Source organism: Streptomyces sp. NPDC049585 (assembly GCF_040675615.1).
Lineage (GTDB): Bacteria > Actinomycetota > Actinomycetes > Streptomycetales > Streptomycetaceae > Streptomyces > Streptomyces luteosporeus.
In genome coordinates, this window is record NZ_JBFAPE010000036.1 from 1 (window position 1) to 21176 (window position 21176).

The 21176-nt window shown below is 68.1% G+C and carries 20 protein-coding genes and 1 pseudogene; 5 read left to right on the top strand and 16 right to left on the bottom strand.

What is annotated here, in order from left to right; genetic code table 11:
- Positions 1-163: 163 nt before the first annotated feature.
- Positions 164-496, bottom strand: a complete 333-nt coding sequence (locus AB0K17_RS26495) for a hypothetical protein (protein ID WP_365984486.1) — start codon at positions 494-496, stop codon at positions 164-166.
- Positions 497-841: 345 nt separating this feature from the next.
- Positions 842-1147, bottom strand: a complete 306-nt coding sequence (locus AB0K17_RS26500) for a hypothetical protein (protein WP_365984487.1) — start codon at positions 1145-1147, stop codon at positions 842-844.
- Positions 1148-2314: 1167 nt separating this feature from the next.
- On the opposite strand from AB0K17_RS26500, the gene AB0K17_RS26505 reads away from it, so the two are divergent.
- Positions 2315-2755: a DUF5959 family protein gene (locus AB0K17_RS26505; RefSeq protein WP_365984488.1), complete on the top strand. Its 441-nt coding sequence runs from the start codon at positions 2315-2317 to the stop codon at positions 2753-2755.
- Between the two features lie 13 nt (positions 2756-2768).
- On the opposite strand, the pseudogene AB0K17_RS26510 reads toward AB0K17_RS26505, so the two are convergent.
- Both AB0K17_RS26510 and AB0K17_RS26515 read right to left on the bottom strand, forming a co-directional pair.
- Positions 2769-3603: pseudogene (locus AB0K17_RS26510) on the bottom strand (IS5 family transposase).
- 86 nt (positions 3604-3689) lie between these two features.
- The gene (locus AB0K17_RS26515) at positions 3690-4247 is read right to left on the bottom strand and encodes a hypothetical protein (protein WP_365984489.1); all 558 of its coding nucleotides are present in this window, start codon (positions 4245-4247) and stop codon (positions 3690-3692) included.
- 918 nt (positions 4248-5165) lie between these two features.
- On the opposite strand from AB0K17_RS26515, the gene AB0K17_RS26520 reads away from it, so the two are divergent.
- Entirely contained in the window at positions 5166-5519 is a 354-nt protein-coding gene (locus tag AB0K17_RS26520) for a hypothetical protein (protein ID WP_365984490.1), read from the top strand.
- A 138-nt stretch (positions 5520-5657) separates the two neighbouring features.
- Here AB0K17_RS26520 and AB0K17_RS26525 read toward each other — a convergent pair whose 3' ends face one another.
- Both AB0K17_RS26525 and AB0K17_RS26530 read right to left on the bottom strand, forming a co-directional pair.
- Entirely contained in the window at positions 5658-6380 is a 723-nt protein-coding gene (locus AB0K17_RS26525; RefSeq protein ID WP_365984491.1) for a hypothetical protein, read from the bottom strand.
- A 351-nt stretch (positions 6381-6731) separates the two neighbouring features.
- Positions 6732-7292, bottom strand: a complete 561-nt coding sequence (locus tag AB0K17_RS26530) for an Imm21 family immunity protein (protein WP_365984492.1) — start codon at positions 7290-7292, stop codon at positions 6732-6734.
- Positions 7293-7570: 278 nt separating this feature from the next.
- Here AB0K17_RS26530 and AB0K17_RS26535 point away from each other — a divergent pair, with 278 nt between their 5' ends.
- On the top strand, positions 7571-7927 hold the full coding sequence (locus AB0K17_RS26535; protein ID WP_365984493.1) for a hypothetical protein: 357 nt from the start codon (positions 7571-7573) through the stop codon (positions 7925-7927).
- A gap of 722 nt (positions 7928-8649) precedes the next feature.
- Here AB0K17_RS26535 and AB0K17_RS26540 read toward each other — a convergent pair.
- The gene (locus AB0K17_RS26540) at positions 8650-10062 is read right to left on the bottom strand and encodes a glutamine synthetase family protein (protein WP_365984494.1); all 1413 of its coding nucleotides are present in this window, start codon (positions 10060-10062) and stop codon (positions 8650-8652) included.
- A complete protein-coding gene (locus tag AB0K17_RS26545) occupies positions 10062-11588 on the bottom strand; it encodes an amino acid permease (RefSeq protein WP_365984533.1) in 1527 nt (508 codons plus the stop codon). The genes AB0K17_RS26540 and AB0K17_RS26545 overlap by 1 nt, the downstream gene beginning before the upstream one ends.
- 690 nt (positions 11589-12278) lie before the next feature.
- Here AB0K17_RS26545 and AB0K17_RS26550 point away from each other — a divergent pair.
- Positions 12279-12686, top strand: coding sequence for a DUF6193 family natural product biosynthesis protein (locus tag AB0K17_RS26550; RefSeq protein WP_365984495.1), 408 nt, complete (start codon positions 12279-12281; stop codon positions 12684-12686).
- A gap of 103 nt (positions 12687-12789) precedes the next feature.
- Here AB0K17_RS26550 and AB0K17_RS26555 read toward each other — a convergent pair whose 3' ends face one another.
- Positions 12790-13017: a hypothetical protein gene (locus AB0K17_RS26555; protein ID WP_365984496.1), complete on the bottom strand. Its 228-nt coding sequence runs from the start codon at positions 13015-13017 to the stop codon at positions 12790-12792.
- A gap of 525 nt (positions 13018-13542) precedes the next feature.
- On the opposite strand from AB0K17_RS26555, the gene AB0K17_RS26560 reads away from it, so the two are divergent.
- Entirely contained in the window at positions 13543-13689 is a 147-nt protein-coding gene (locus AB0K17_RS26560; protein WP_365984497.1) for a LuxR C-terminal-related transcriptional regulator, read from the top strand.
- A 323-nt stretch (positions 13690-14012) separates the two neighbouring features.
- Here the strand turns inward: AB0K17_RS26560 and AB0K17_RS26565 are convergent, their stop codons facing one another.
- The 7 genes from AB0K17_RS26565 to AB0K17_RS26595 form a co-directional block, all read right to left on the bottom strand.
- Positions 14013-14633, bottom strand: coding sequence for a TetR-like C-terminal domain-containing protein (locus AB0K17_RS26565; RefSeq protein ID WP_365984498.1), 621 nt, complete (start codon positions 14631-14633; stop codon positions 14013-14015).
- A gap of 20 nt (positions 14634-14653) precedes the next feature.
- Entirely contained in the window at positions 14654-15763 is a 1110-nt protein-coding gene (locus tag AB0K17_RS26570) for a TlpA disulfide reductase family protein (RefSeq protein WP_365984499.1), read from the bottom strand.
- 79 nt (positions 15764-15842) lie between these two features.
- The gene (locus tag AB0K17_RS26575) at positions 15843-17099 is read right to left on the bottom strand and encodes an FAD-dependent monooxygenase (protein WP_365984500.1); all 1257 of its coding nucleotides are present in this window, start codon (positions 17097-17099) and stop codon (positions 15843-15845) included.
- On the bottom strand, positions 17096-18430 hold the full coding sequence (locus AB0K17_RS26580) for a cytochrome P450 (RefSeq protein WP_365984501.1): 1335 nt from the start codon (positions 18428-18430) through the stop codon (positions 17096-17098). Before AB0K17_RS26580 ends, AB0K17_RS26575 begins: the two co-directional genes overlap by 4 nt.
- The gene (locus AB0K17_RS26585) at positions 18427-19461 is read right to left on the bottom strand and encodes a polyprenyl synthetase family protein (RefSeq protein ID WP_365984502.1); all 1035 of its coding nucleotides are present in this window, start codon (positions 19459-19461) and stop codon (positions 18427-18429) included. The genes AB0K17_RS26580 and AB0K17_RS26585 overlap by 4 nt, the downstream gene beginning before the upstream one ends.
- Before the next feature lie 2 nt (positions 19462-19463).
- Positions 19464-20372 carry a UbiA family prenyltransferase gene (locus tag AB0K17_RS26590; protein ID WP_365969135.1) on the bottom strand — a complete coding sequence of 303 codons (909 nt, stop codon included), beginning with the start codon at positions 20370-20372 and terminating at the stop codon, positions 19464-19466.
- Positions 20369-21109, bottom strand: a complete 741-nt coding sequence (locus AB0K17_RS26595) for a methyltransferase domain-containing protein (protein ID WP_365984503.1) — start codon at positions 21107-21109, stop codon at positions 20369-20371. The genes AB0K17_RS26590 and AB0K17_RS26595 overlap by 4 nt, the downstream gene beginning before the upstream one ends.
- Between the last annotated feature and the right edge of the window lie 67 nt (positions 21110-21176).

The window sequence follows — 21176 nt, forward strand, 5'->3', positions numbered from 1 at the left end:
CCGCTACGAGCGCAAGCCAGAACACTTCCTCGCCTTCACGGCCATCGCCGCGACCCTGATATGTCACCGCAGACTGGCCAAGTGAAATGACGTTTAAGCGTTACAGCGTTCCAACCGCAACACCGCAACACTTAACCGTGGCGGCCAGGGGTGCCCTGTGGCGTCAGGGTTCTACGGGGAGACGATCGGCAGCCGCGCCCGGTGCCGTCTCCTGGCGATACGCGTCGAGGAACCGGAAGAACTCCTGGGCCGGGGCGGGCCCGACAGGAGTATGGCGCTCGATGTCGGAGGCCCAGCCCAGCGGGCTGTTGCCGTCGAGGCGCTCTCCGAGCCATTGGGCAAAATCCCCGCCAGGCCAGAAGTCGCAGGGGTCGGCAACGGAGTGCACGGCGACGGCGACCTGGTAGCCGATGAGGATGGCCTGCAAGCGGTGAAGCGATCCGCCAGGCAGCCACATGCCGGGCCGCAGGCGGACTTGCTCAAGGAGGTCATACACGTCCGTGCAGTCTCGCCAGTCTTGACGGTCTGGGGTTTGTCCTCGGTCGGCATGCGCACGAGCCTATGCGCGGCAGGCACGACCATCACCTCCCCCTCACAGCCGTTCGACCTGCCACACGTGCCCGACATCTCGACTAGGAGGACGACTGCAACTTTGGCCCGCAGCCCAGATAACGGACGACCGCATCGCGCTGTGCGTTGCGCCCCCGCCATCAACGGCCAGCCACCGGATCCGCCGCCACACCGTCCCGGTACTTGCATCTTCCGCACAATCGCCGGCGCCGGGATGTGGAGCGACCTCTCCCTTGGGCCATCGCGCGGGACACCTCCTGCAGTTAAGACGTCAAGCCATGAGGTGGTCGCCGCCCCATCGCACCCGCAGAGTCTCGGCCCAGTCACCGGCATCCGGCCCCGGATCCTCCAGCTGCGGCAGCGGCCCGGGAGCCGTCTCGATCAGGTGCACGAGCGTCCAGGCGACGCCGTAGCAGTCGTCGGGGCCGAAGCAGGTGGCCAGGGCAGTGGCCTCTTCGGGCGTAACAGGGCGGGAGATCGCCGCCAGCTGGCGTTCACGCCGGTCGATCTCTTCCTCGCTCGCGTCCCAGTCGGGAAGAGGTCCGTCGGCAACGAACGTCTGCACTTCGGGTCTCATGACCGAATGATCGTCTCCCCTGTCGCGCCCGGACAAGCTGCCGCGTTATGTTCACGGTGGCTGCACCTGAAGGCTGGGGTTCTGCGGGGAAGTCGATCGCTTCATCGAATGGGATGCGTGCCAGGAAGCACTGGTGGAGCCGGGCCGAGCTTCCGGTTGAACAAGTGCCACAGAGCCTGCATGCGCCAGTCCTCTCCTGCCCCGGCGGCGCTGGGAGTGGGAGTCCGCGCCAGTGGGACCGCGCCGAGGGACAAAGGCGCACAGGCAGCCGACGTGATTGAGGCGGTTGTCCTTGACGAACCGGCAGCCGGCGTAGCGGCGTTTACTGGAGGTTCGCGTGAGCGGGGCCGCGCCGGCGTACGTCTTCAGCCTCCAGCCGCGGTGAACCGACTCCTGCCGTCGCGGAATGAGTCCGGTGGGGACAGGCTGGGACGAATTCGGAAATATGGCCCATTCTCTTGGATGGAAACGGCTATCGCCCGGGCAGCTGTCCAGGGAAGCGGTCAAAGTGAGTACGCATACTCATGCGATCACGTCCCGGCCGGCCCAAGCTGATCACCACCGCGCCGCTCAGGCCCGGCTGACTGCTAAGCGATCTGGAGAAAGCATGAGACTCAAGCGTACGGTCAACCTGCTGGCCGCAACGGCTGCTGTGTTAGGTGCCGGCATCAGCGGCAGCGGGACAGCCATCGCCCACGAGCCGGCCTGGGGCCCGGCAGACGGTGAAGTGCTGCCCTACCCTGGACCCGACATACTCCTCTGGGTTCCCGCATGGACGGGCGACGGCGGAGCAGTAAGTGGCGGAGCGAGCCCCGACCGGCCTTTCTCCCTCACCGTCGGGTGCCAAGGTCCGGGGTCCGTTGAGGTCACGCTGACCTCCCAATACGGGGATACCACTCCGGTCGGCTTCCATGTCGACTGCACGAGCGAGGGCAAGCCAGGCGTGGAGTCAAAGGTACTCAGTGGCGAGCAGGGACGCTCCTTCGACGTCCGCATCAGCACGTCGTCCCCTGGCATCCGTTGGGGAATGACGGCCACGCAGACGGACTGACCCCACTGACCATAAGGCGATGGGCACCAGCGCATCTCAACCCGCCGAGGGTTAGAGCATGTCTCTTGAAATCGGGCGGCTGACGGCGGGGCAAGCGGCTCTGGAACACTGGGCTGGTGGATGAAGCGACTGCTCTCGAATTGATTCGCCTGGCTGATCGCAGTCAGAGCGTCAGCGTCACGCTGGTTGATCGCGTGCCTGCATGGGAGCCGGACTACTACGCTGCTGACATCACCGTCACCAGCGGCTTCGTAAACGCACGACTCCGGATCCATGTGACGCTTGAAGACCTGGATCACTGGGCTGACGCTCTGGACCGCATCGGGTCGGATGAGCATCAGCCTGCTGAAGGAGACCCGCTCACCCTCGACTGGCCACCCGCGGGCAACGATGGGTACCTCCGCTTCATCGCAGATGATCCCTACATGGTGGAGGTCCACGACACGCCGCAGACGCAAGTCTCGGTCAGAGTCCCGCTCGACATGCATGAGGAGTGGATCAAGGAAGCGCGTCAAAGACTGGCTGTCGTGCGCGAGTACCTCAGGCTCAACGGCTGAGCTCGCGCACCAGTCACTGCCTGCTCCGGATGACAATGGCAGCGAGGTGGAGTGCGGCATGGCAGGCGAAGGCGAGCCTGCAGCACCGCAGAGCCGGCCCGCGCCATTGCTTCACGCGGTTGATACACCGTTCGGCAGCGTTCTGTTGCGTGTCCGCCTCAGCATCGAAGCCCGGTAGAGCCTTCCTGCGCATCCTCGCCGCAGGCGATCACCGGCCTGGTCGACGGGCTGCGGGAGGAGTGCACGGGCGCCGCGCCGGCGCAGATGTCCGCGGATCGCGCGGGAAGAGCAGGCACGACCCGCAAGAACGGCCTCCGGCCGGGTTCGCGGCCTCCCGCGGAACGCGGGTGCCGGCCAAAGACGGACCCGAAGGATGGTGCGTCACCAGCCTGACCTGCAGGGATGTGAAAGATGAGCGGCCGGGCACCGCTCTCACCGGCCAGATGGATCTTCGTGCTCCGGCCGCCGCGGGGGGCGTCCGAGTGCGTGATCAGCGGGCTCGGACCGATCGGGTGCTCCTCCTTTCCTGGCGCCGGTCGCATGCCGGTGGGCTCGGCAGACGGTGGCGTCCACCGGCACCGTCCAGCACACCTCACCACTTGCGTCTGCCCCAACCAGAATGGCCGCGAAGACTCGCTACCACGTGCCGTCCACGGCCCAACGGATCAGACGTTTGTACGCCGTCCGGAAAAACCCGAGCTCACTGGGCAGATCCCGCCAAGGCGAACAGGTGCGGTACTTCCAGAGCGATCGCCTCGAGACTTCGACGATGGCCGGCCCACTGTCGCCCACAGGCCGGATCGGCCGGCATCAGCGGTTCGATCCGGTTCCACATCCGCGATCACCAACCGGACAGACCCATCCGATCAACCAACCCACCCATCAAAGAGACCGCTGTAGGGCGGAGGCACGAAGGCAGGAGCCAACACCTGGCTCAGGGGGATGGAACAGAGCTGTTGAGGGTCGCAATGAAGCCGGCCAGAGTGGTGAAGTCGTCGTGCCGTAGGCCTATGCGTGGGTTGACGTGATGGAGCAGTGCCTGCGCAGGGTGGGTGGTGGTGATGTAGGCGTGGTCGGCCTCGCTCTGCTCATCGTCCACCCAGACGAAGGGCCTGCCGTCAGCGTGTGCCACCAGTGGTGCGGACTTCCAGTGGACCCCGTCCGGACGCTCGCGCATCAGGGCATCTCCGAAATCGACGAACGGCAATACCGGGAGGCCGAGGGCAGAGCCGACCCACCGGTTCGCATCGCCCATCCAGGCGCTGGCCCAGCACAGCTCGAAGCCGAGGGCCAGCAGAGCCTGGCCGTGGACAGGGTTGAGCCACATCGTCTCGGGTCGCATGTAGGACCGCGGGCTTCCGACCGCGGAGGGACGGCGCGCCTCGGCCGAGAGGTGGACAGTGACGTAGTCCTCGGGGCACGTGCCGGAAGGCGTCGCATACGGGTTCAACGGCCCGTCGATGTCCAAGAACAGCAATGGCCGTCGGCTCACGATGCCCCCCAGTGCAATTAGCCGCTTCACCGCAGCCTAGCCCGGCCTACTGCGTGCCAAGGCTGTGGTGGTCTCCTGTGTGGGTAACGTGATCACAGCCTCGGATGCGTCATGGGTACCCCCTTCACGGGGCTGGAGCCTCGTGTGTTCGGCAAGCTGGTACCTCTGTGCGGCGACAGGGAGTGGGCCAGCCGCGGGGTGCACGGCCCTGGTCGCTGACGCTGAAAGACTTCCTTCTGGTGGTGATCGCCTCTCATGACCAACCAGCTTGACGCTGCGGGAGCTGGCCGCAATGTTCGGCGCCTCAAAACCGACTGCGGACCGGATTGTCGGCCAGGTCGGCGGTACCGGCGAGACACGGTTCCCACAGTTCGAGTCGGTCGTGAAGGAGGTTCGCGTGGCTCGCCTGAGTGCAGGATGTCCACAGACACGGCCTGGCCGAGCCCGCGTCGGCAAGGCATACACGTCCCGCAAAAACCACACCAACCGGCGCCGACAGGGAATCTGCTGACCATCCCGGGAAAGGTCGACCAAGCCCCCAGTCGCCGGAAGCAGGGCTCTCACGGTAGCTGGCCGCCGAAGCTCGATGCCGACGGCTGCGAAGCTCGTCACATGACCAAAAACGACGCCAATCGTCGCAAAAGCCGCACACCCGCTACGAGATGACCCTCCTCCTCATAGCCATCAACGAGCCGCTGCGACTGGCGCGTTCATTACACGCCCCTGCTGTAGACGTATGCCTGGGCCACAAGGGATCGTGTAGCAAGCGTTGGTTGCGCTGGTTCGACTCCACGGGACTGCTGACCACTGGGTTCTCGCTACTCTGAGGCACCCTTCACAGTCTCGGCCAGCCGCACATCGCGCTGGGGGACCCTCCTGGTACCCATGGAAACACCCTCAAGCAAGCAGGGCTGGCACATGAATCACGAAGACCTCGTCTCAATGCTCGTCGAACAGACCCCGGCATGCGGTCCTGCGCGGTACGCCCTCCAGTCCGGAGGCACCTTTGTTGTCTGGGACGGTCTGGTCTCTGCCCATCAGCTCACGCACACCTATCGGACCCGGCTGCGGATCACCCAGAAGCGCGGCCAGCCAACACTCGCCCTCGCCGAAACCGTCGAGATCCTACGACGTGCGGGAGAGGAACCCCTGCGCATCGGCCGGATCGACAGCGTAGACGGTGCATGGAAATTCGTGCTTTTCCTGAGTGCAACCGCCACGACGGTGCTGGCATGCACCGGAGCCGCCGCGCCTCAGACAACAGCCTCCTAAGGCATCTTGTGCCCACTTCGCCAATTTACTGATTTGCCTGGAATCGTCAGGTGATCCGTGCCGTTATTTATCAGTTTCGAGTCAAGCATCAGTGGGGTCTCGGCAGACAGGTTGCGCCTTGCCCGGGAGCGCCCATCGTCACCTCGAGGAGACGTCGGCATTGGGGGCCAAGCGAAGGCCGGCCATTGCGAGGAAATGGGCGAGTTCGATATGGCCGCCGTCAGTCCCGTCGTTCCACAGGCTCCGGAGCCGGGACTCTTCGCCGTCCCAGGTATCGGGGTCCTCGCTTGGGTGCTGCTCGACGGTTCCCTCACCGTGCCGGTATCTCAGGTACAGGTACTTGCCGCCAGTGGTCCAGGCGTCCCATTGCGATGGGTTGGCGCAACCGGTCTGTACCACGCGCGCAAGGTGCACGTCTGCGTGCAGGTGCGCTTCGACGGGACCGAGATCCTGATCGCCAGCGATGACGAGGTCATCGTCGAGTGCGAGCAGACGGACCGTGCCGTTGGGGAACCGAAGGGTGAGACCGGCTGAGAAGCCGGTCCGGCCGTCCCGGTAGACGATTTGGTAAGCCGAGCGAATGGGTTGGCCGACGAACCGGGTCACGGAAAGGTCCGGCGGATCATCCACCACCGAGACACTGCCGCACTCCCCCACCTGGTACAGCTCGCCGGCAGAAGCGGTCCTCAGCGACAGCCCGGCGCTGGGCGTGTGAAACAGCACCGGTCCCATCTCCTCCAGGTGAAGCCATAGGCTCAGCAGGGAAGGCGTGACCCCATCATGCTGGAGCCAGGCAGCGGTGACCCGCAGCAGCCGCCTGCCAATCAGATCCGCGGCGTCCAGCTCTTCGTGATCGATCACTTTCATATGTTCGCATGCCCCGCTGCCAAGGGGTCGGCGAATCAACGCGCGGCCCGCCGGGAGCGAAGTTGGCGAAGCTCAAACGCCTACCGGCGCCGAGAACCCTTTCCAGGGGCCATGCTGAAGCCGTCCTTGGCCTGCAGAGACCAGGCAGGCGGCGTGCGAGCGAGATCGCAGCTGTGCTCGATCACCGGAGTACGGCCGCTACTGGCCGGTCGCAGCTGTCCCATCGCATCAGCAAAACACCGTCAGGCCGTTGGCCTGAACAGCACCACCCAGGACATGGCATGGTCCGCAACACACCACTGCCAAATGTGCACAAGCTCATGAAGGCTGTCTCGTAACCACTGGTCACACATGGGAAGACCCTGGCGAGGCGGTTGCAATCACAGCGTCCGATCCGTCTAGGACAGCTCCGATCACGGGACTGTCCCCTTGGTCCTTCGGCACACTGGCCATCGTGGGCAGGATCTGGACCAGGCCGCCCCCGCTTTCCTCGTCTGCCTTGGTCCCGGTGGCTCGAACCCGCCAGCGACCAGCCGGCAGCGCGACCAGTACGTGACCGGGCTTCCCACCGCCGGAATACTCAATGCCGAGTTCGCAGCCCTCTTCTACGGAGTCCATGAGCACGGCCGGACCATCCGACACCCACGTGCCGCACTCCGCCCCCTCGGTGGCCGGGTCCGCCAGGACAGCCTCTGCTGCGGCCTTCAGCCCAGCCTCGGAGTCGGCGGCGAGCCACCGCAAGGGGGCTCGGCGCTCGGGCAGACAGCAGCTGGCTGCTGGCTCGTCCGCCAGCACCAGTGCCTGCACACCGTTGTCGCCAACGGCGATCAAAGGGCCGCCCATCGACTCCACCCAGACAGGGGCAGTACGGGATGCATCGGCTATGGTGAACGAAGAGGCAACCATGTGGTTGGTGTGCCCTTATCCGCTGACCCACGCCCATGCCGCTCACTGGCGCCCTGCGCACGGAACGATCCGGAACCTGCGGCTATCGGCAATGGCAGGAAAGCTTTTGGCGCGAGATTACGTAACGATCCTGGTAAGCAAGCTGACCTGCGCAGATAGTAGCCAGTATGCGTACCACCACCCACTGCCTCATCCTCATTGCGTACTTCAGAGCCTCGGACACGAAGCCGCATTGAACATCGCGGCCACTGTCAGTGTGGTGTGAGAGCGTCGCGGGCATGAGTTACGACTTGGCCGTCTGGGAGGGCGTGAGACCAGCGGATGACAAGATTGCTATTCAGACCTTCAACGACCTGTATGACCGATTCATCGGCGCCGGGAAGGCCCAGCCCCCCACCGAGCGCATTGCGGCCTACGTCGCCGCGCTCCTTGAACGGTGGTGTGATCTGACCGAAGACGAGGACGAAACCTCGCCGTGGTCGACCGGCCCGTTGATCGGCGAGGCCAGCGGACCTCTTGTCTACTTCCCCATGCGCTGGAGCATGGCCGAGGAGGCATCCGCCTTCGCTGCCCAACTTGCACAGTCCATGGGGCTGGCCTGCTTCGACCCTCAGATGAACCAGCTCAGGCCCTGACGTCCCTTGTGCCAGGGCCGGAGCTATCCGATCAGCAGCGTCGCAAGTCCATCAACTGGTAACGCATGTTGAGACGTCGCCTATTCAACGTCTGTGCAGGGAGCTCAGTGACTCAGCACGTGTCCTCACTCTCCGATGCAGCGGCGATATGGCGACGACAGAGATCAGCTGAGGTGAGGTGCGACTTGCCGAGAGCGGCTGTGTAGAGGCTCATCCCACGAGCTGCCTCGTCGAGGTGCCGCCCAGAAGGCCAGCGGCAGCTCCCGCTCATGCCCCAGGTCGACAAGGTCATCGAAGGCGAGTCCCAGCTCGTTGTGGGCGAGCCATTCCTGCACTCCGCTTAGGTCGATCTCTGTTTCCTGGGCAAGGTAGGACGTAGCTGCAGTGAGATGGTCGTGAGTGGCGATCCACGAGGAGGCGAACGGGCGATCAGTCACCTGGAGAAGATAACCCCCGCGGGCGCAGGGACGACGAGCAGATCGGGGCCATCGCGTACCAGGGCGGTGGACCACCCCCGCGGGCGCGGGGTTTGTCCCGGCGATGGATGCCCTCCTGGCCTGGCTGTGGTCGCCATGCGGGGGCCCGTGTCGGCTCAATCCGGTCGTGGCCGAGCCGCCACTCCCCCACGACCGGGCCCTATGCCGGGTGGCGAGCGATAGCCAACCTGTGACTCAGCTAGCCATTTGGTGCATAGGAGTTATGTCGATCGCAACGGCTGTCGTTCAAGCGCGTGTGAACCGCCTTCGCCGCTCGACGTCGGTGACGGCTTGGCGATGGGCCGCGAGTTCGAGCTCGCCGAGATGTGCATAGTGCTCGACCACATCGCCCCCGAAAGCCTTTTGCGCAGTAGGGCTGTCGAGGAAGCTGCGGAGCGCGTCTTGAAGCGTGAGAGGGACGGCCCTCCCCTGCTCTGTTCGGTAGGCATTGCCGGTGCATGGCGGCGGAGGCTGCAACTTGCGGTCGATCGCATCCATGATCGCTGCGAGCGAGGCAGCGACGGCGAGGTAAGGGTTGGCATCTGCGCCGGGCAGCCGGATCTCCAGGTGCAGTCCGTCACCGCGGCCGACCACCCGCACGGCACACGTCCGGTTGTCGTATCCCCAGGTCATGCGGGTCGGGGCGAACGATGCGGTGGTGAACCGCTTGTACGAGTTGACGGTAGGGGCATAGAGCGGTGCAAAGTCGGCCAAGGATTCCACCAGTCCGGCGAGAGCTTGCTGGGCAAGCCGGGAAAGTTCGCCGGCGTCGGTGACGAGTGCCGGTCGGTTGTCGCACCACAGGGACAGGTGAAGGTGGAGACCGTTGGCCAGCCTGGTCTCGGGGGCGGCCATGAAGGTTGGTGCCATCCCTGAGCGCTGGGCGATGGCGCGTACGGCGTGCTTGAGTACCGTGTGGCCGTCGCAGGCTGCCAGGGCGTCTGCGTAGGGGAAGGTGATTTCCACTTGACCAGGTGCGGACTCGGTCTTGATGGCTTCCACGGACAGGCCCGCGCCGGCGAGTGCCGTTTGAAGACGGTGCAGGAAGCGGTCGAGCTGGGGGTTGTGGTCGAGGGCGTAGTCGAGGTTGTCCGTGGTCACGGGTCGGAGGTGCTGGTAGTCGTCTTCGGCGGCTTGGTCGTAGTTGCCTTGGTAGAGGATGAACTCGGTCTCCAGTCCGGCTTTGGCGGTCAGCCCGCGCTCAGCCAGCCGTGCGAGCTGGTGGCGCAGTATGTGGCGTGGGGCGAGGCGGAGGGGCTGTCCGTCGTGGTGCTGGGCATCAGCGTGCACCAGTGCGGTGTGCGGCATCCATGGGAGGAGTCGGATGGTGGCGAGGTCGGGGACGGCGTGCAGGTCCTGGTATCCGCTTTCCCAGGAGGTCAGTGCGAAGCCGTCCGCCGGTGTCATGTCGACGTCGGTGGCGAGTATGTAGGCGCACATGTCCGCTTGCCCGGTGGCGATGCGGTCGAGGAAGTGATGAGCGCCGTAGCGTTTTCCCTTCAGTCGGCCTTGGGCGTCGGGCAGGGCCAGCAGGACGGTGTCGACCTGTCCTGACTGGACGTGTTGTCGGAGTTCGTCGAGGGCCAGCTGTCCGGTGGGGCGGCCGGAGGCTGTCCGCTTACTGCTGGTCGTGGCTCTGGTCGGTGTGGTGCCGGTCATCAGACGATCTCTTCCTCGAGTTCGGCGGTCTCGCGGGCGGTCCCGTAGGTGGGGGTGTCGTAGGAGCGTCGGCCGGCGACGTGCCACCAGATCGTGGCCAGCAGCAGAACAGCAGCCAGAGCGACGGGGGCGTAGTTGAAGGTGTCGGCCGTGACCGGGTAGCTCTGGGGCAGAAGGAAGAGCACGGTCACGAAGGCCACCCAGAGCACGGCTACCCAGCCGATGAGGGGGCCCCATGTGCCGAGGGTCCACGGGCCGGGGCGGAAGGTGCGCCGGTTGCGCAGGCGTAGGTAGATCGGGATGGCGTAGGCGGGGGTGATGCCGATGACGTTGATGGCGGTGACCGTGCCGTAGGCGGTGGAGCTGTACAGGGAGGGGGCCGCGAGGACGGCGGCGACGGCTGCGGACAGCCATACGGCGTGGACGGGTGTGCGGGTGCGGTCGGAGACCTGGCGCCACCAGCGTGATCCTGGCAGGGCACCGTCGCGGGAGAAGGCGAAGACCATGCGGGAGCATGCGGCGACTTCGGCGTTGCCGCAGAAAAGCTGTGCGGTGATCACGATCAGGAGCAGGGCCTTTGCGCCGCCGGTGCCGAGGGCGTCGAGGAAGATCTGCGCGGGTGGTACGCCGGTGCTGGTGGTCTGGGTGCCGGTGTAGTCCTGGATGGCGAAGGTGAGGCCTGTGAGCAGGATGCCGCCGGCGAGCCAGGACCAGGTGATGGCGTGGACGATGCCGCGGGCGGCATTGACTTGTGCGCCGGTGGTTTCTTCCGAGAGGTGTGCGGAGGCGTCGTAGCCGCTGAAGGTGTACTGGGCCAGGAGTAGGCCGATGAGGACGACGTACCAGTGCGAGTTCCAGCCGGTGTCGTTGACGAATGTGCCGAAGACGAAGGAGGCCGGCTGGTGGTGTGCGGGTACCGCCCACAGGACGCCGCCGACGACGGCGACGCCGGTGAGGTGCCACCAGACGCTGATGGAGTTGAGGATGCTCACGAGGCGGACGCCGAAGAGGTTGAGCAGGGCGTGCAGGAGAAGGATGCACAGGTAGATGATCACGGTTTTGGCGGGGGTCGGCTGGAAGCCCCATTGCAGGTTGGCGAAAGCGCCGGTGAACAGGGCCGCTCCGTAGTCGATGCCGGCGATGGCTCCCAGCAGGCCGAGCAGGTTGAGCCAGCCGGTGTACCAGCCCCATTTCTTCGAGCCGAGCTGATCGGCCATGTAGTACAGGGCGCCAGACGTGGGGTATGCGCTGGTGACCTCGGCCAGGCCTGCGCCGACGAACATGACCATGGCGCCGACGGCGACCCATCCCCACACCATGACCGCGGGGCCGCCCGTGTTCAGTCCGAAGCCGTAGAGCGTCATGCAGCCGGACAGGACGGAAATCACGGAGAAGCTGATGGCGAAGTTGCCGAACGGGCCCATGCGCCGGGTGAGCACCGGCTTGTATCCGAGGGTGCGCAGTAATTCGTCGTCGCGCAGGTCTTGTGGCTGCTGGTTGACCAGGGGGTGTCGTCGGCCGCGGATGGACACGGAGGACCTCCAACGAGTGTGGCAGCGCAACGCGCACATTTTCGGTTGCGCTCATGACAAATGATCAGTGCGGCGGTTCCGCTGCGGTCAGGCACTGGCTGCGGGCTCGCGCGAAGGCGGTCTCGGCCAGCTCCGGATGGTGAGGATCGTCAGGGATGTGGACCCAGGGCTGCAAGACCGCGTGAGATCCCAGGGCTTCGAAGGCCGCCGCCCCTTCGAGGAGCTGGTGGGCGGCCCACAGCGACCCACCGCCCGGCACCTACCTCCTCCACCGCTACCCGTAAAGCATCGTCGAGCCCGGCGGGGTGGTACCCCGGGCGGAACGGGCACGGGGCGGTCATCTCGCTCTTGCCTGTCCTGGGAACCGCTGCACTCGACGTGCGGTGGGGTCCGCCCGCTCATGTCGGCGGTGGGCCGCCGCGCTCCACGGGAGCATGTGGACGGGGAGCAGCAGTAGCCGGTGGTGGGGGCACCGGTCGTCACCGGTGGGAAGGGGCTGCTCAAGCAGAGGGGCCACGCACTGGGGAGGCATGTGTGATGCAACGGGCCGAGCGACGCTGCAGGGGGTGCGGCTGTCAATAGGGCAGATACAACAAGGAAGAAGGTGTGCAACGTGCATGCGGATCGTGCTGCCGCACGGGGCGGCACGCGACAGCGTCCCTGACCATGTCTGGGAGGACGAGAATGTCCAGGAGGCCCTGGCAGCCTGGAACTTCGTCAAGGTCAGCCAAGTGGCTTCTCTTGGAGGACTTGCGCCAGGAGGCGCATCGGCTCCCCCTCACCCCCCAGGCGCTGGCACTTGCCGAGGTGGCATCAGCTGAACCCAAGCTGCGGCAGCTGTACCCATTCACCAGCCACTGGTCACTTCACTTCACGACCTGCACAGGGTTCCCCTACTCATGGGACGTGCCGTTCGTCGACCCGCTGCGCGATGGTCGGTTCCGGGTTTGCGGTCCCTCCCGAGGAACAGTGATCGGCGAGGCAGACACGGCTGAGCACGCGATCGCCTTGGTGACAGATGCTCTGCCGGCCAACTGCGGGCCAGCCGTCGCCGGCACCGTCAACGACCTACGCAGGCCGCAACTCCGCTGATCAGGTCACGCGCCCGGGAACTGCCCGCCCCTCGTTGGAACCACTCGAGGAGACTCTCGATGGCGTCGAGAAGGTCCGGAAACGCGTGGAGGTCAAGGTGTCGTTATTGGAGTTGGCCGCTTACCACGTCTCCGTACTCAAGTTCAGCTTCACCGCTGCTCCCGACGATGAGCGCGCCGATGTGGTCATCCCTTTCGAGCATCATCCAGGCACTGGTCTTGGTGCGTCCATCCGCGGGCGCCTGCTGGACGTCACCCGTGATTCCGCAGGACCGCAAGCGCTCCTCATGCTCGGCGAACCACGTTTTCAGCTTGCCCGGCAGCTCGGCCAAGTCCCGCCGGCCTCCTCTGGCTTGTCTCATGGCTGTGCGATGAATCCCGCGGATCGGTCGAGCCGGAAAGGGGAACCGGACTGGGTTGGTTCCCAGCCTTGCTCCCGGGCTTCTCGAATGCTGGCAACAACGTGGGCTGGACGAATCGGCTCTGCCTCGAAGCCCACCCAGTTACCGGGGTGAGCCCGGTTGCTGGTGACCATCAAGATCGCCCCCGACCTGCTGCCGCTGAGCGCCTCGACCGCGTAGGCCAACGGTGTCCAGCAGAATCCCTGCATATAGGAGGGCTTCCTCCGGATCCGCCAACGGTACTCGGTCCCATCGACAGTGATGCGTCGGGACCCTTTCTTGTTCAGCGCCATCGTTCCCCTCATGCACGTTTCGTGACTCATGGGCCGCGTCCAGCAGTTCCTCGACGCGCTGCATCGCGTGGCCGCCGGCGGCACCGCCATCCACCTCGAGGTGGTCTCCCGGCTGTGGCCGTAGTCACCTTGACCGTACGCGAACGCGAGGTCCTGGCCCTCATTGGCGCAGGGGCTGGGCAACGCGGCCCTCGCCCGCCGTCTCGACATCACCGACAACGCCGTGCAGAAACACATCAGGAGCATCTTCGCGAAGCTCGGCCTGCCGTCAAACGACAAGGAGCGCCATTTGGAGGCCTTGGGTCGGTGATCCGGTGCCCGGGCGCAGCGGCTGCGCCCGGGGCGGGCCCGGCTGGCACGGTGTACGAGCTCTGGCCGCGCCGGGCTGCGTCGCCGCATCGCAGTCGGCCCCCGAGTCTCCAGCGAGACCGGGTCGACCGGCGGTGCCGTCCCCACTGACTGCGCCGACGATCGGGCAGCCGTGCGTGGACCCGCCCGCGTACGGCGACAGGTCCGGCTGATCAGCGTTCGCATCGCCGCTGTGGCCAACGCCGCACCTTCCACCGTCCTGGATGCCTTGCAGGCGCCGGTGAAGAGACCTGCGAGCGGGTCCTGGAGTGAAGAGAGCCTCGCTCAGGGCAGGAATGCCTCCACCGCTGCCCGGGTCAGGGTTCGGAACCGTGCTTCGCCCAGGGTGCCGGGGAAGTGGCCGCCGCGTTCGAGGCTGATCACTCCGTGGGCTGCCGCCCAGAGGGTGTCGGTGATTTCGTCGGCATCCGCATCGCTGCGGAAGACGCCGGACTCGATGCAGGCGCGGGCCGCTGCGCGTAGCACGTCCAGGCTGGCGGCGGCCGCGGCGCGGGAGGTCTCGTCGGGGGTGAAGCCGGGGATGGCCTCACCGTGCATGACGCTGTAGAAGTTGGGTTCTTCCAGGGCGTTGGCGCGATAGGCGCGGCCGAGTGCGGCAAGGTACTCGGCCGGATCGTCGCTGTGTGGCACGGCGTCCAGGCGGCGGCGCAGCCGGGCGAAGCCTTCGCGGTAGAGCGCTGCGGCGATGCCGTCCTTGGCACCGAAGAGGCGGTAGAGGACGGTGGTGGAGCAGCCGGCGACCGTTGCCATGCGGCGCATGCTGAGCGCGGTCGGGCCTTCGGCGGCCAGCAGACCGGCGGCGATGTCGAGCATGGCGGCGCGCACGGCCGCCTCGCCCTGGGCCTGGGCCCGGGCGAAGGCGCTGGTCGGTGAGGTGGCAGGCATGAGGACATCTTCTCCTGCAGCTACTGCCGGTCCGGCAGCGGTCGGTAGATCGGTACGCCGGCTTCCTCCAGCGCGGCGCACCGGGCGAAGTACTCGTCGCCCATCGGGTCCACCCCGAGCAGCGGCATGGCGCTGCGCCAGGTCGTGATGTCCTCCGGTGCGAGCTCCGCTGCCCGTGCGAAATGCGCTTCGGCCGCCTCGGTGTGGCCGTGGCGCAGCAGCCACAGTGCCAGCGTGGCCTCCGTGCGGGCGCGCTGCTGTTCCGGCGTGCTCGCACGGGTGAGGTCGGTGACCTCGTTCTCGCCGAGGCCGGAGTCGCCGGTCGTCACCCACCGGTGCAGGGCGCCGAGCGCCTTGTGTGCGTCCAGGCCGCTCATGGAGCGGAAGAGGTCGGTGGCGAACTGGGTGTCGTTCGGGCGTGCGATACGGCCTTCCTCGTCGATCCAGACCACGGTCGGGACGTTGAGCAGTTGGTAGAGGTCCGCGACCTTGCCGTCGACATCGATCAACGCGTGGTGCGTCGGCGCGGCCTCGGTGATCCAGGGCGCCGCGTCCTCGATACGGCGGTCGACGGCGACGCTCAGCACGCTGAAGCCTTCGGCGGCCAGCGCGGCATGCCGGCGTTCCCACTCCGGCAGGTCGTAGCGGCAGCCGCACCACGAGGCCCAGAAGACCAGCGCCACCTTGCGCCCGCGCAGGTCGCTCAGTCGGTGCTCGACGCCGTTGACGTCCGGCAGTGTGAATTCGGGGGCCGTGCCGCCGGTCAGGACCGCCGACCGCTCGGCGGCCGACGCGCCGATCGCCACGGCCCCCGCGTCCGGCTCGATCGCCACCGGCCGGCCCAGGAGGGTGGCGAAGGCGGTGACGTCCAGCAGGGCGCCGTCCACGTCCTCGATGCCGGCGGTGACAGCCGCGGGGATGCACAGGTCGCCCCGGCACCAGCCCTGCGGCTTGCGCGTGAAGCCCAGCGCGCGCTCGACGTCCGGGAAGGCGAGCCGGATACGGGTGTTCGCGCCGTCGTCGTCGACGGCGAGTTCGCCCTGGACCCGGGTCTCGGCGTGGTCGTCCAGGACGACCAGCTCGGCTGTGGTCCGAGTGGTGTTCGTGGTTGCGATCGCCGTGCTGTGCATGGCTCCCCCCTCGTCGAGTAACGCCGTTATTCGACGATAACGCTGTTATTTCTTCCGGGCAACCATCGGGTGCTTGTTCTCAGCCGGTCCGGTCGGCGGCCTCGCGGGTGACCGTCCATGAGGGGTGGGAGTTCACCTGGGACACGGTGGCCCGGGCCAGTTTCTTGTAGTGGTGCGCGATGGCCTCGGCCTCGTCGGCGGGCAGCGGGCCGCCGTGTCGTGCGGCCCGGGCGATGATCTCCTCCGGTCCAAGGGCCCGGTTGCCCAGCACGACGGCGTTGGTCGTCGGGCGGCGCAGCTCCTCGTAGCGGCGCAGGGCGGTCATCGGGTCGTGCTCGCGGGCCAGGCACCAGGCCAGGACGCGGGCGTCGACGACGGACTGCGACCCGCCGTTCATCCCCATCGGGAACATGGGGTGCGCGGCGTCGCCCAGCAGGGTGACCCGGCCGAAGCTCCAGCGTGGCAGCGGGTCGCGGTCGAGCATCGGGTACTCGAAGATCGCCGAGGAGTTCCCGACCAGGGTGGGCAGGTCGATCCAGGGCAGGTGCCAGCCCGCCAGGCCGGCGTGGGCCTCCGCTGCCGGGATGCGGCGGTTCGAGCGGTCCAGCGGTGTGGCGGACGGGGGGTGCCGTACTTCCAGTACCCAGTTCATCAGGGCGTCGCCGCCCTCGGTGGTGGGGTCCTCGATGGGGTAGGCGACGAACTTGGCGCCGGGGTTGCCTCCGGCCACGACGATCGAGCGGCCGCCGAGGATGTGCGGGTACGGGGCGACGCCGCGCCACATGTGCACGCCGTTCCAGTGGGAGGTCCCCTCCCCCGGGTGGAGTTGGGCGCGGACGGCGGAGTCGATGCCGTCGGAGCCGACCAGCAGGTCGGACTCCTCGGTCACCTCGGTGCCGCTCGCCCGGTCCAGGAAGTGGGCCCGGACGCCGTCCGCGCTCTGCTCGAAGCGCTGGAACCGCAGGCCGGTGCGGAGGGCGTCCGGTCCCAGGCGCTCGCGCACGGCGGCGAGCAGCAGCAGGTGCAGGCGGCCACGGTGGACCGAGTACTGCGGCCAGCGGTAGCCGGCGTCGAGCCCGAGCGGTTCCTCCCACACGGGCGCGCCGTCCCGGTCGCGGTAGCTCAGCCGCCGTGGTTGCAGCGCGACGGCGGCCAGTTCGTCGGCCAGGCCGAGTTCGGCCAGTTCCCGGGCGGCGTGCGGGAGCAGGTTGATTCCCACGCCGACCGCCTCGATGGCCCGTGCCGCCTCGCACACCCGTGGCTCGAAGCCGGCGGCGTGCAGGCTCAGGGCACTGGCCAGCCCGGCGATGCCCCCGCCCACGATGGTGATCCTCATGCGTGCGAGCCTGCCTTTCGTCGGCGCACCACGACGGGGACTCCCCGGCGGGGGCGCATGGCCATGATGCTGACCGGGGTCACCGGGGCGGATGGGGTCAGTTCGGTCCGCCGGAGCAGCTCCACGAGGATGGTCTTGAGTTCGGCGGTCGCGAACGGCGCGCCGATGCAGCGGTGGCGGCCGCCCCCGAAGGGCAGGAAGCCGGCCGGGGTCGCCTCCCGGTGCAGCCGGTGGCCGCTGCGCCACCGCTCGGGGACGAACCGGGAGGGCTCGGGCCAGATACGGGGCATCCGGTGTGTCACGTACGGGCTGATCGCCAGCCGGGTGCCGGCCGGCAGCCGGTGGTCGGCGAATTCGATGTCCTGGGCCGTCACCCGCGGCAGGACGACCACGGGCGGGTGCAGGCGCAGCGCCTCCTGCACCACCCCGTCCACGTACTCGAGTTCTTCCAGCGCCTCCACGGTCACCGGCGCATCGCCCAGCAGCTCCGTGACGGACTTCCGGGCCCGCTCCCAGACCCCGGGGGTGCTCAGGGCGGCATGCACCACCCAGGCCATGGCGGCGCTCGTCGTCTCGTAGCCGGCCACGATCAGGCTGATCACCTGGTCCTGGATCTCGCCGTCGTCGAGGGGGCAGCGCTCGCCGTCCGCGGCGGCGAGCAACGCGCCGAGGCCGTCACCGTCCGGTTCGGGGTGGCGGCGCCGGTGCTCGATCTCGGTCTGGATGCGCTCGGCGACCCAGCGGCGGGCCCGTTTGGCCCGGGCGGTGAGCGGGTTGGGGAAGCGGGCGAGGAAGAGCTGCAGGCCCAGGGGCAGGTCCGTGGCGTCGAGGGCGATCTGCAGCCGGGCGCCGATGGCGTCGTTCTGGGCGGCCAGCCGGGAGCCGTAGAGCGACTCGACGGTGTTGCGGCGGATCACCGCGCGCAGTTCGCGGTAGAGGTCCACGCGCCAGCCGGTCTCCCAACGGTCCACGGTTGCTGCGGTGTTGGAGGCCATGAGGCGGACGTAGTCCTCGATGCGGCGGCGGTGGAAGGCGGGCAGCACCAGGTGGCGGCGCCTGCGGTGGCCCTCGCCGTCGCTCACCAGCAGAGCGCTCTCGCCGAGCACCGGCAGCATCACCTCGAAGGAGTCGCGCCAGGAGAACAGCTGGGGGTTGGCGAAGACGAAGGAGTTGGCCTCCGGCCCGAAGAGGAAGGTCGAGCGTTGAGGGCCGTATCCGACCTCCACCACGTCGCCGTGGACGCGCTGGGCGCGCAGCATGCCGGTGAACGGATCGGCGGCGAACCGCAGCACCTCGGCGGGCGCGAGCCTGGGGACCTGCGCGGTGGTCATCGCGCCGCCTGCGCGGAGCGAGCGGTCCCGGGCGGGGTGTCGAGCAGGTGCGCCGCCTCGGGGAGGAGAGCGGCCAGCATCCGGCGCAGGGACCTCACGCCGTCCGGCCGGGGCAGGTCGGCGGCCTGCAGGCAGTCGAAGGCGGTCCGCAGCCTGGCGGTCGCCGTCCCGGCGGCCCGTTCCAGGGCGCCGCAGTCGCGCAGGACGGCGAGCACTTCGGCGAGCGTCCGGCCCTGGGCAGGAGCGGACAGCAGTGGACGCAGCCGGTCACCGGCCGTCTGCAGGCCGAAGAGGACGGGCAGGGTGTAGGTGCCGTTGCGGAGGTCCCGGCCGGCGCCGTCGTCCGGTGCGGTGAGGTCGCCGAGGTCGTTCCAGATCTGGAAGGCCACGCCGAGGTGGTGGCCGAAGGCGGCCAGGGCCCGTCGGTGGCCTTCGTCGGCGCCGGCGGCGATGGCGCCCAGCAGGGCGCTGAAGGAGAGGAGTTCGGCGGTCTTGCCGCAGACGGCGGCGAGGTAGCCGGGGACGGTGCGGTTCTGGTCGCCGGTCTCGCGGAGCTCGACGAGTTGCCCGATGCAGATCCGCCGGGCGCAGCGTGCCGCGGCGGCGGCCGCCTCGGGGCCCAGTGCGGCGGCGAGTCCGAGGGCGGAGGCGAGCAGGTAGTCGCCGAGCACCAGGGCGGCGCTGTCGCCGTAGCGCGCGTTGAGGGTGGGTACGCCGCGGCGGATCCCGGCCCGGTCGCACAGGTCGTCGTGGCAGAGGGTGGCGAGGTGGAGCAGTTCGACCGTCGCGCCCGCCGTGATCACCTGCTCGCCGGCCGGGGCGTCGGCGCCGACCAGGTCGGCGGCGCCGAGCACCAGGGCGGGGCGCAGGAACTTCCCCGGGTGGCGGACCAGGTGCTGCAGTGCGTCCTCGATCTGCGGGTCGTCCAGCGTCAGCTCCTTGACGACGCGGTCGCGGACGCGCGAGAGGTCGCCGGCGAGCCGGGGGAGGTCCGGGCCCGGCAGGGCGCAACCGGTTCCAACAGGGGGCATCTTTAGATCCACGCTCCCGTCGCGAAGAGGACGAAGTCGGCGATCATCAGGTAGTACAGCCAGGCCCAGGAGATCATCGACGGGCCGATCCGGGACCGGGCAACGGCGCCGACCAGCGCGGCGGCCCACGGCAGGGTGAGCAGCGGCAGCAGTACGCCCGCCGCGTGCAGGCGCCGGGCCAGTGCGGCGTCGACCAGGTAGAAGCCGGCCAGGCAGCCGCCGTACAGCAGCTTCGTCACCGTCGGGCTGACCACGTGCGGCAGGGTCGTCTTGCCGACCGCGGCGTCCTTCTGGGTGTCACGGGCGTTGTTGTGGAGCATCAGCGCGGCGAACAGGAATCCCGGTCCCAGGGCCGCGAGCAGCAGGGTGGCGTCGATGCGGCCCGCGTTCAGCCAGGCGAGGATCAAGGTGACGCCGAAGCCGGTCACCACGAAGTCCAGCAGCTCGCCCAGCGCCCGGTGGCCCAGCGGCCGCGGGCCGCCCGCGTAGGCGAAGTAGGCGAGGTAGCACAGTGCGATCAGGGGCAGGAGCCACCAGGTGGTGGTGGCGGCGAGCACGGCGAGACCGATCCAGGCGACGGCGAAGCAGGCGAGTCCGGCCAGCCGCAGCCGGCGCATGTCCAGGCCCTGCGCGAGGGCGCTCTCGGGGCGGACCCGGTCGGTCTTGTCGAGGCCGCGCACGTAGTCCTCGTAGTCGTTGACGTAGCGCCGGCCGACACAGTCGGGTACCAGGACGAGCAGGGTCAGCGCCACCCGCCAGGGCTCCAGCGGGTGGACCTGGCGGGCGGCGGCCACCGCGTACAGGCCCTGCAGCACGATGACCAGGACCAGCGGTGGTCCGGCGGCCACCAGCCAGGCTCGCGGGCCCGGTCGCATCCGGCCGGACGCCGCCGCCGCGGGCTGCGCCGTCACCGCGTGCTTCCCGGGGCCGGCAGGCGTTTGGTACCGATCGCCTGGAACATCACGTTGGTGGAGCGGGTGGGGAACATCGGGACCGTCGACCGGAGCCTGAAGAACCACGGGATGAGCGCGCGGGCCTGCGGCCACAGCCCGTACAAGCGCAGCTCGACGCCGCCGAGCGCGGCGGTGCGGACCAGGCGCGGGCGGTTGACGAAGAGCCGGTGGTCGTGACAGCCCTTGGGGGCCATTCCGGGCAGCGGGAGGTTCTCGGTCAGCGTGACGATGAGGATCCGGGCCAGGAAGGTGTCGGCGATGGTGTCGAGCAGCAGGGTGCCGCCAGGGCGCAGGATCCGGCAGCATTCGGCGACCACGGCGTAGGGGTCCGGGACGTGTTCCAGGCACTGGCCGGCGACCACGACGTCCACGCTGTCGTTCTCGAACGGCAGCGTGGCCACGTCGGCCAGGACCGTCTCGTCGACTCCGTGGGCGGCGGCGACCTCCAGCGAGCGCTTGGACTGGTCCACGCCGATGTGCCGGTAGCCCTTGCCGGCCAGGTGCGGGTGGAGCAGGCCGCCGCCGCAGGCGACGTCGACCAGCCGGGCACCGGGCCGGTCGGCCGGGGGGATGAGCTCGCCGCGCTTGGCTGCGATCCAGCCGAGTGCGGCGAAGGGGCCGCGCGGATCCCACCACTGGTCGGCGAGGTCGTCGTACTGGGTCAGGTCGTTGGCCTTGACTTTGGGCTTCGTCACAGGACTCCGTTCCTGGTTGTCGCCGGTGGCCTAGGGCAGCGCCGGCTCGAACCGGCGCCGGTGGCCC

What these genes read in the sequence shown, in the direction of transcription:
- AB0K17_RS26500 (WP_365984487.1), bottom strand. Translation starts at nt 1,147, where the DNA reads ATGAGACCCGAAGTGCAGACGTTCGTTGCCGACGGACCTCTTCCCGAC.
- AB0K17_RS26520 (WP_365984490.1), top strand. Translation starts at nt 5,166, where the DNA reads ATGAATCACGAAGACCTCGTCTCAATGCTCGTCGAACAGACCCCGGCA.
- AB0K17_RS26530 (WP_365984492.1), bottom strand. Translation starts at nt 7,292, where the DNA reads ATGGTTGCCTCTTCGTTCACCATAGCCGATGCATCCCGTACTGCCCCT.
- AB0K17_RS26535 (WP_365984493.1), top strand. Translation starts at nt 7,571, where the DNA reads ATGAGTTACGACTTGGCCGTCTGGGAGGGCGTGAGACCAGCGGATGAC.
- AB0K17_RS26540 (WP_365984494.1), bottom strand. Translation starts at nt 10,062, where the DNA reads ATGACCGGCACCACACCGACCAGAGCCACGACCAGCAGTAAGCGGACA.
- AB0K17_RS26550 (WP_365984495.1), top strand. Translation starts at nt 12,279, where the DNA reads ATGTCCAGGAGGCCCTGGCAGCCTGGAACTTCGTCAAGGTCAGCCAAG.
- AB0K17_RS26565 (WP_365984498.1), bottom strand. Translation starts at nt 14,633, where the DNA reads ATGCCTGCCACCTCACCGACCAGCGCCTTCGCCCGGGCCCAGGCCCAG.
- AB0K17_RS26570 (WP_365984499.1), bottom strand. Translation starts at nt 15,763, where the DNA reads ATGCACAGCACGGCGATCGCAACCACGAACACCACTCGGACCACAGCC.
- AB0K17_RS26575 (WP_365984500.1), bottom strand. Translation starts at nt 17,099, where the DNA reads ATGAGGATCACCATCGTGGGCGGGGGCATCGCCGGGCTGGCCAGTGCC.
- AB0K17_RS26580 (WP_365984501.1), bottom strand. Translation starts at nt 18,430, where the DNA reads ATGACCACCGCGCAGGTCCCCAGGCTCGCGCCCGCCGAGGTGCTGCGG.
- AB0K17_RS26585 (WP_365984502.1), bottom strand. Translation starts at nt 19,461, where the DNA reads ATGCCCCCTGTTGGAACCGGTTGCGCCCTGCCGGGCCCGGACCTCCCC.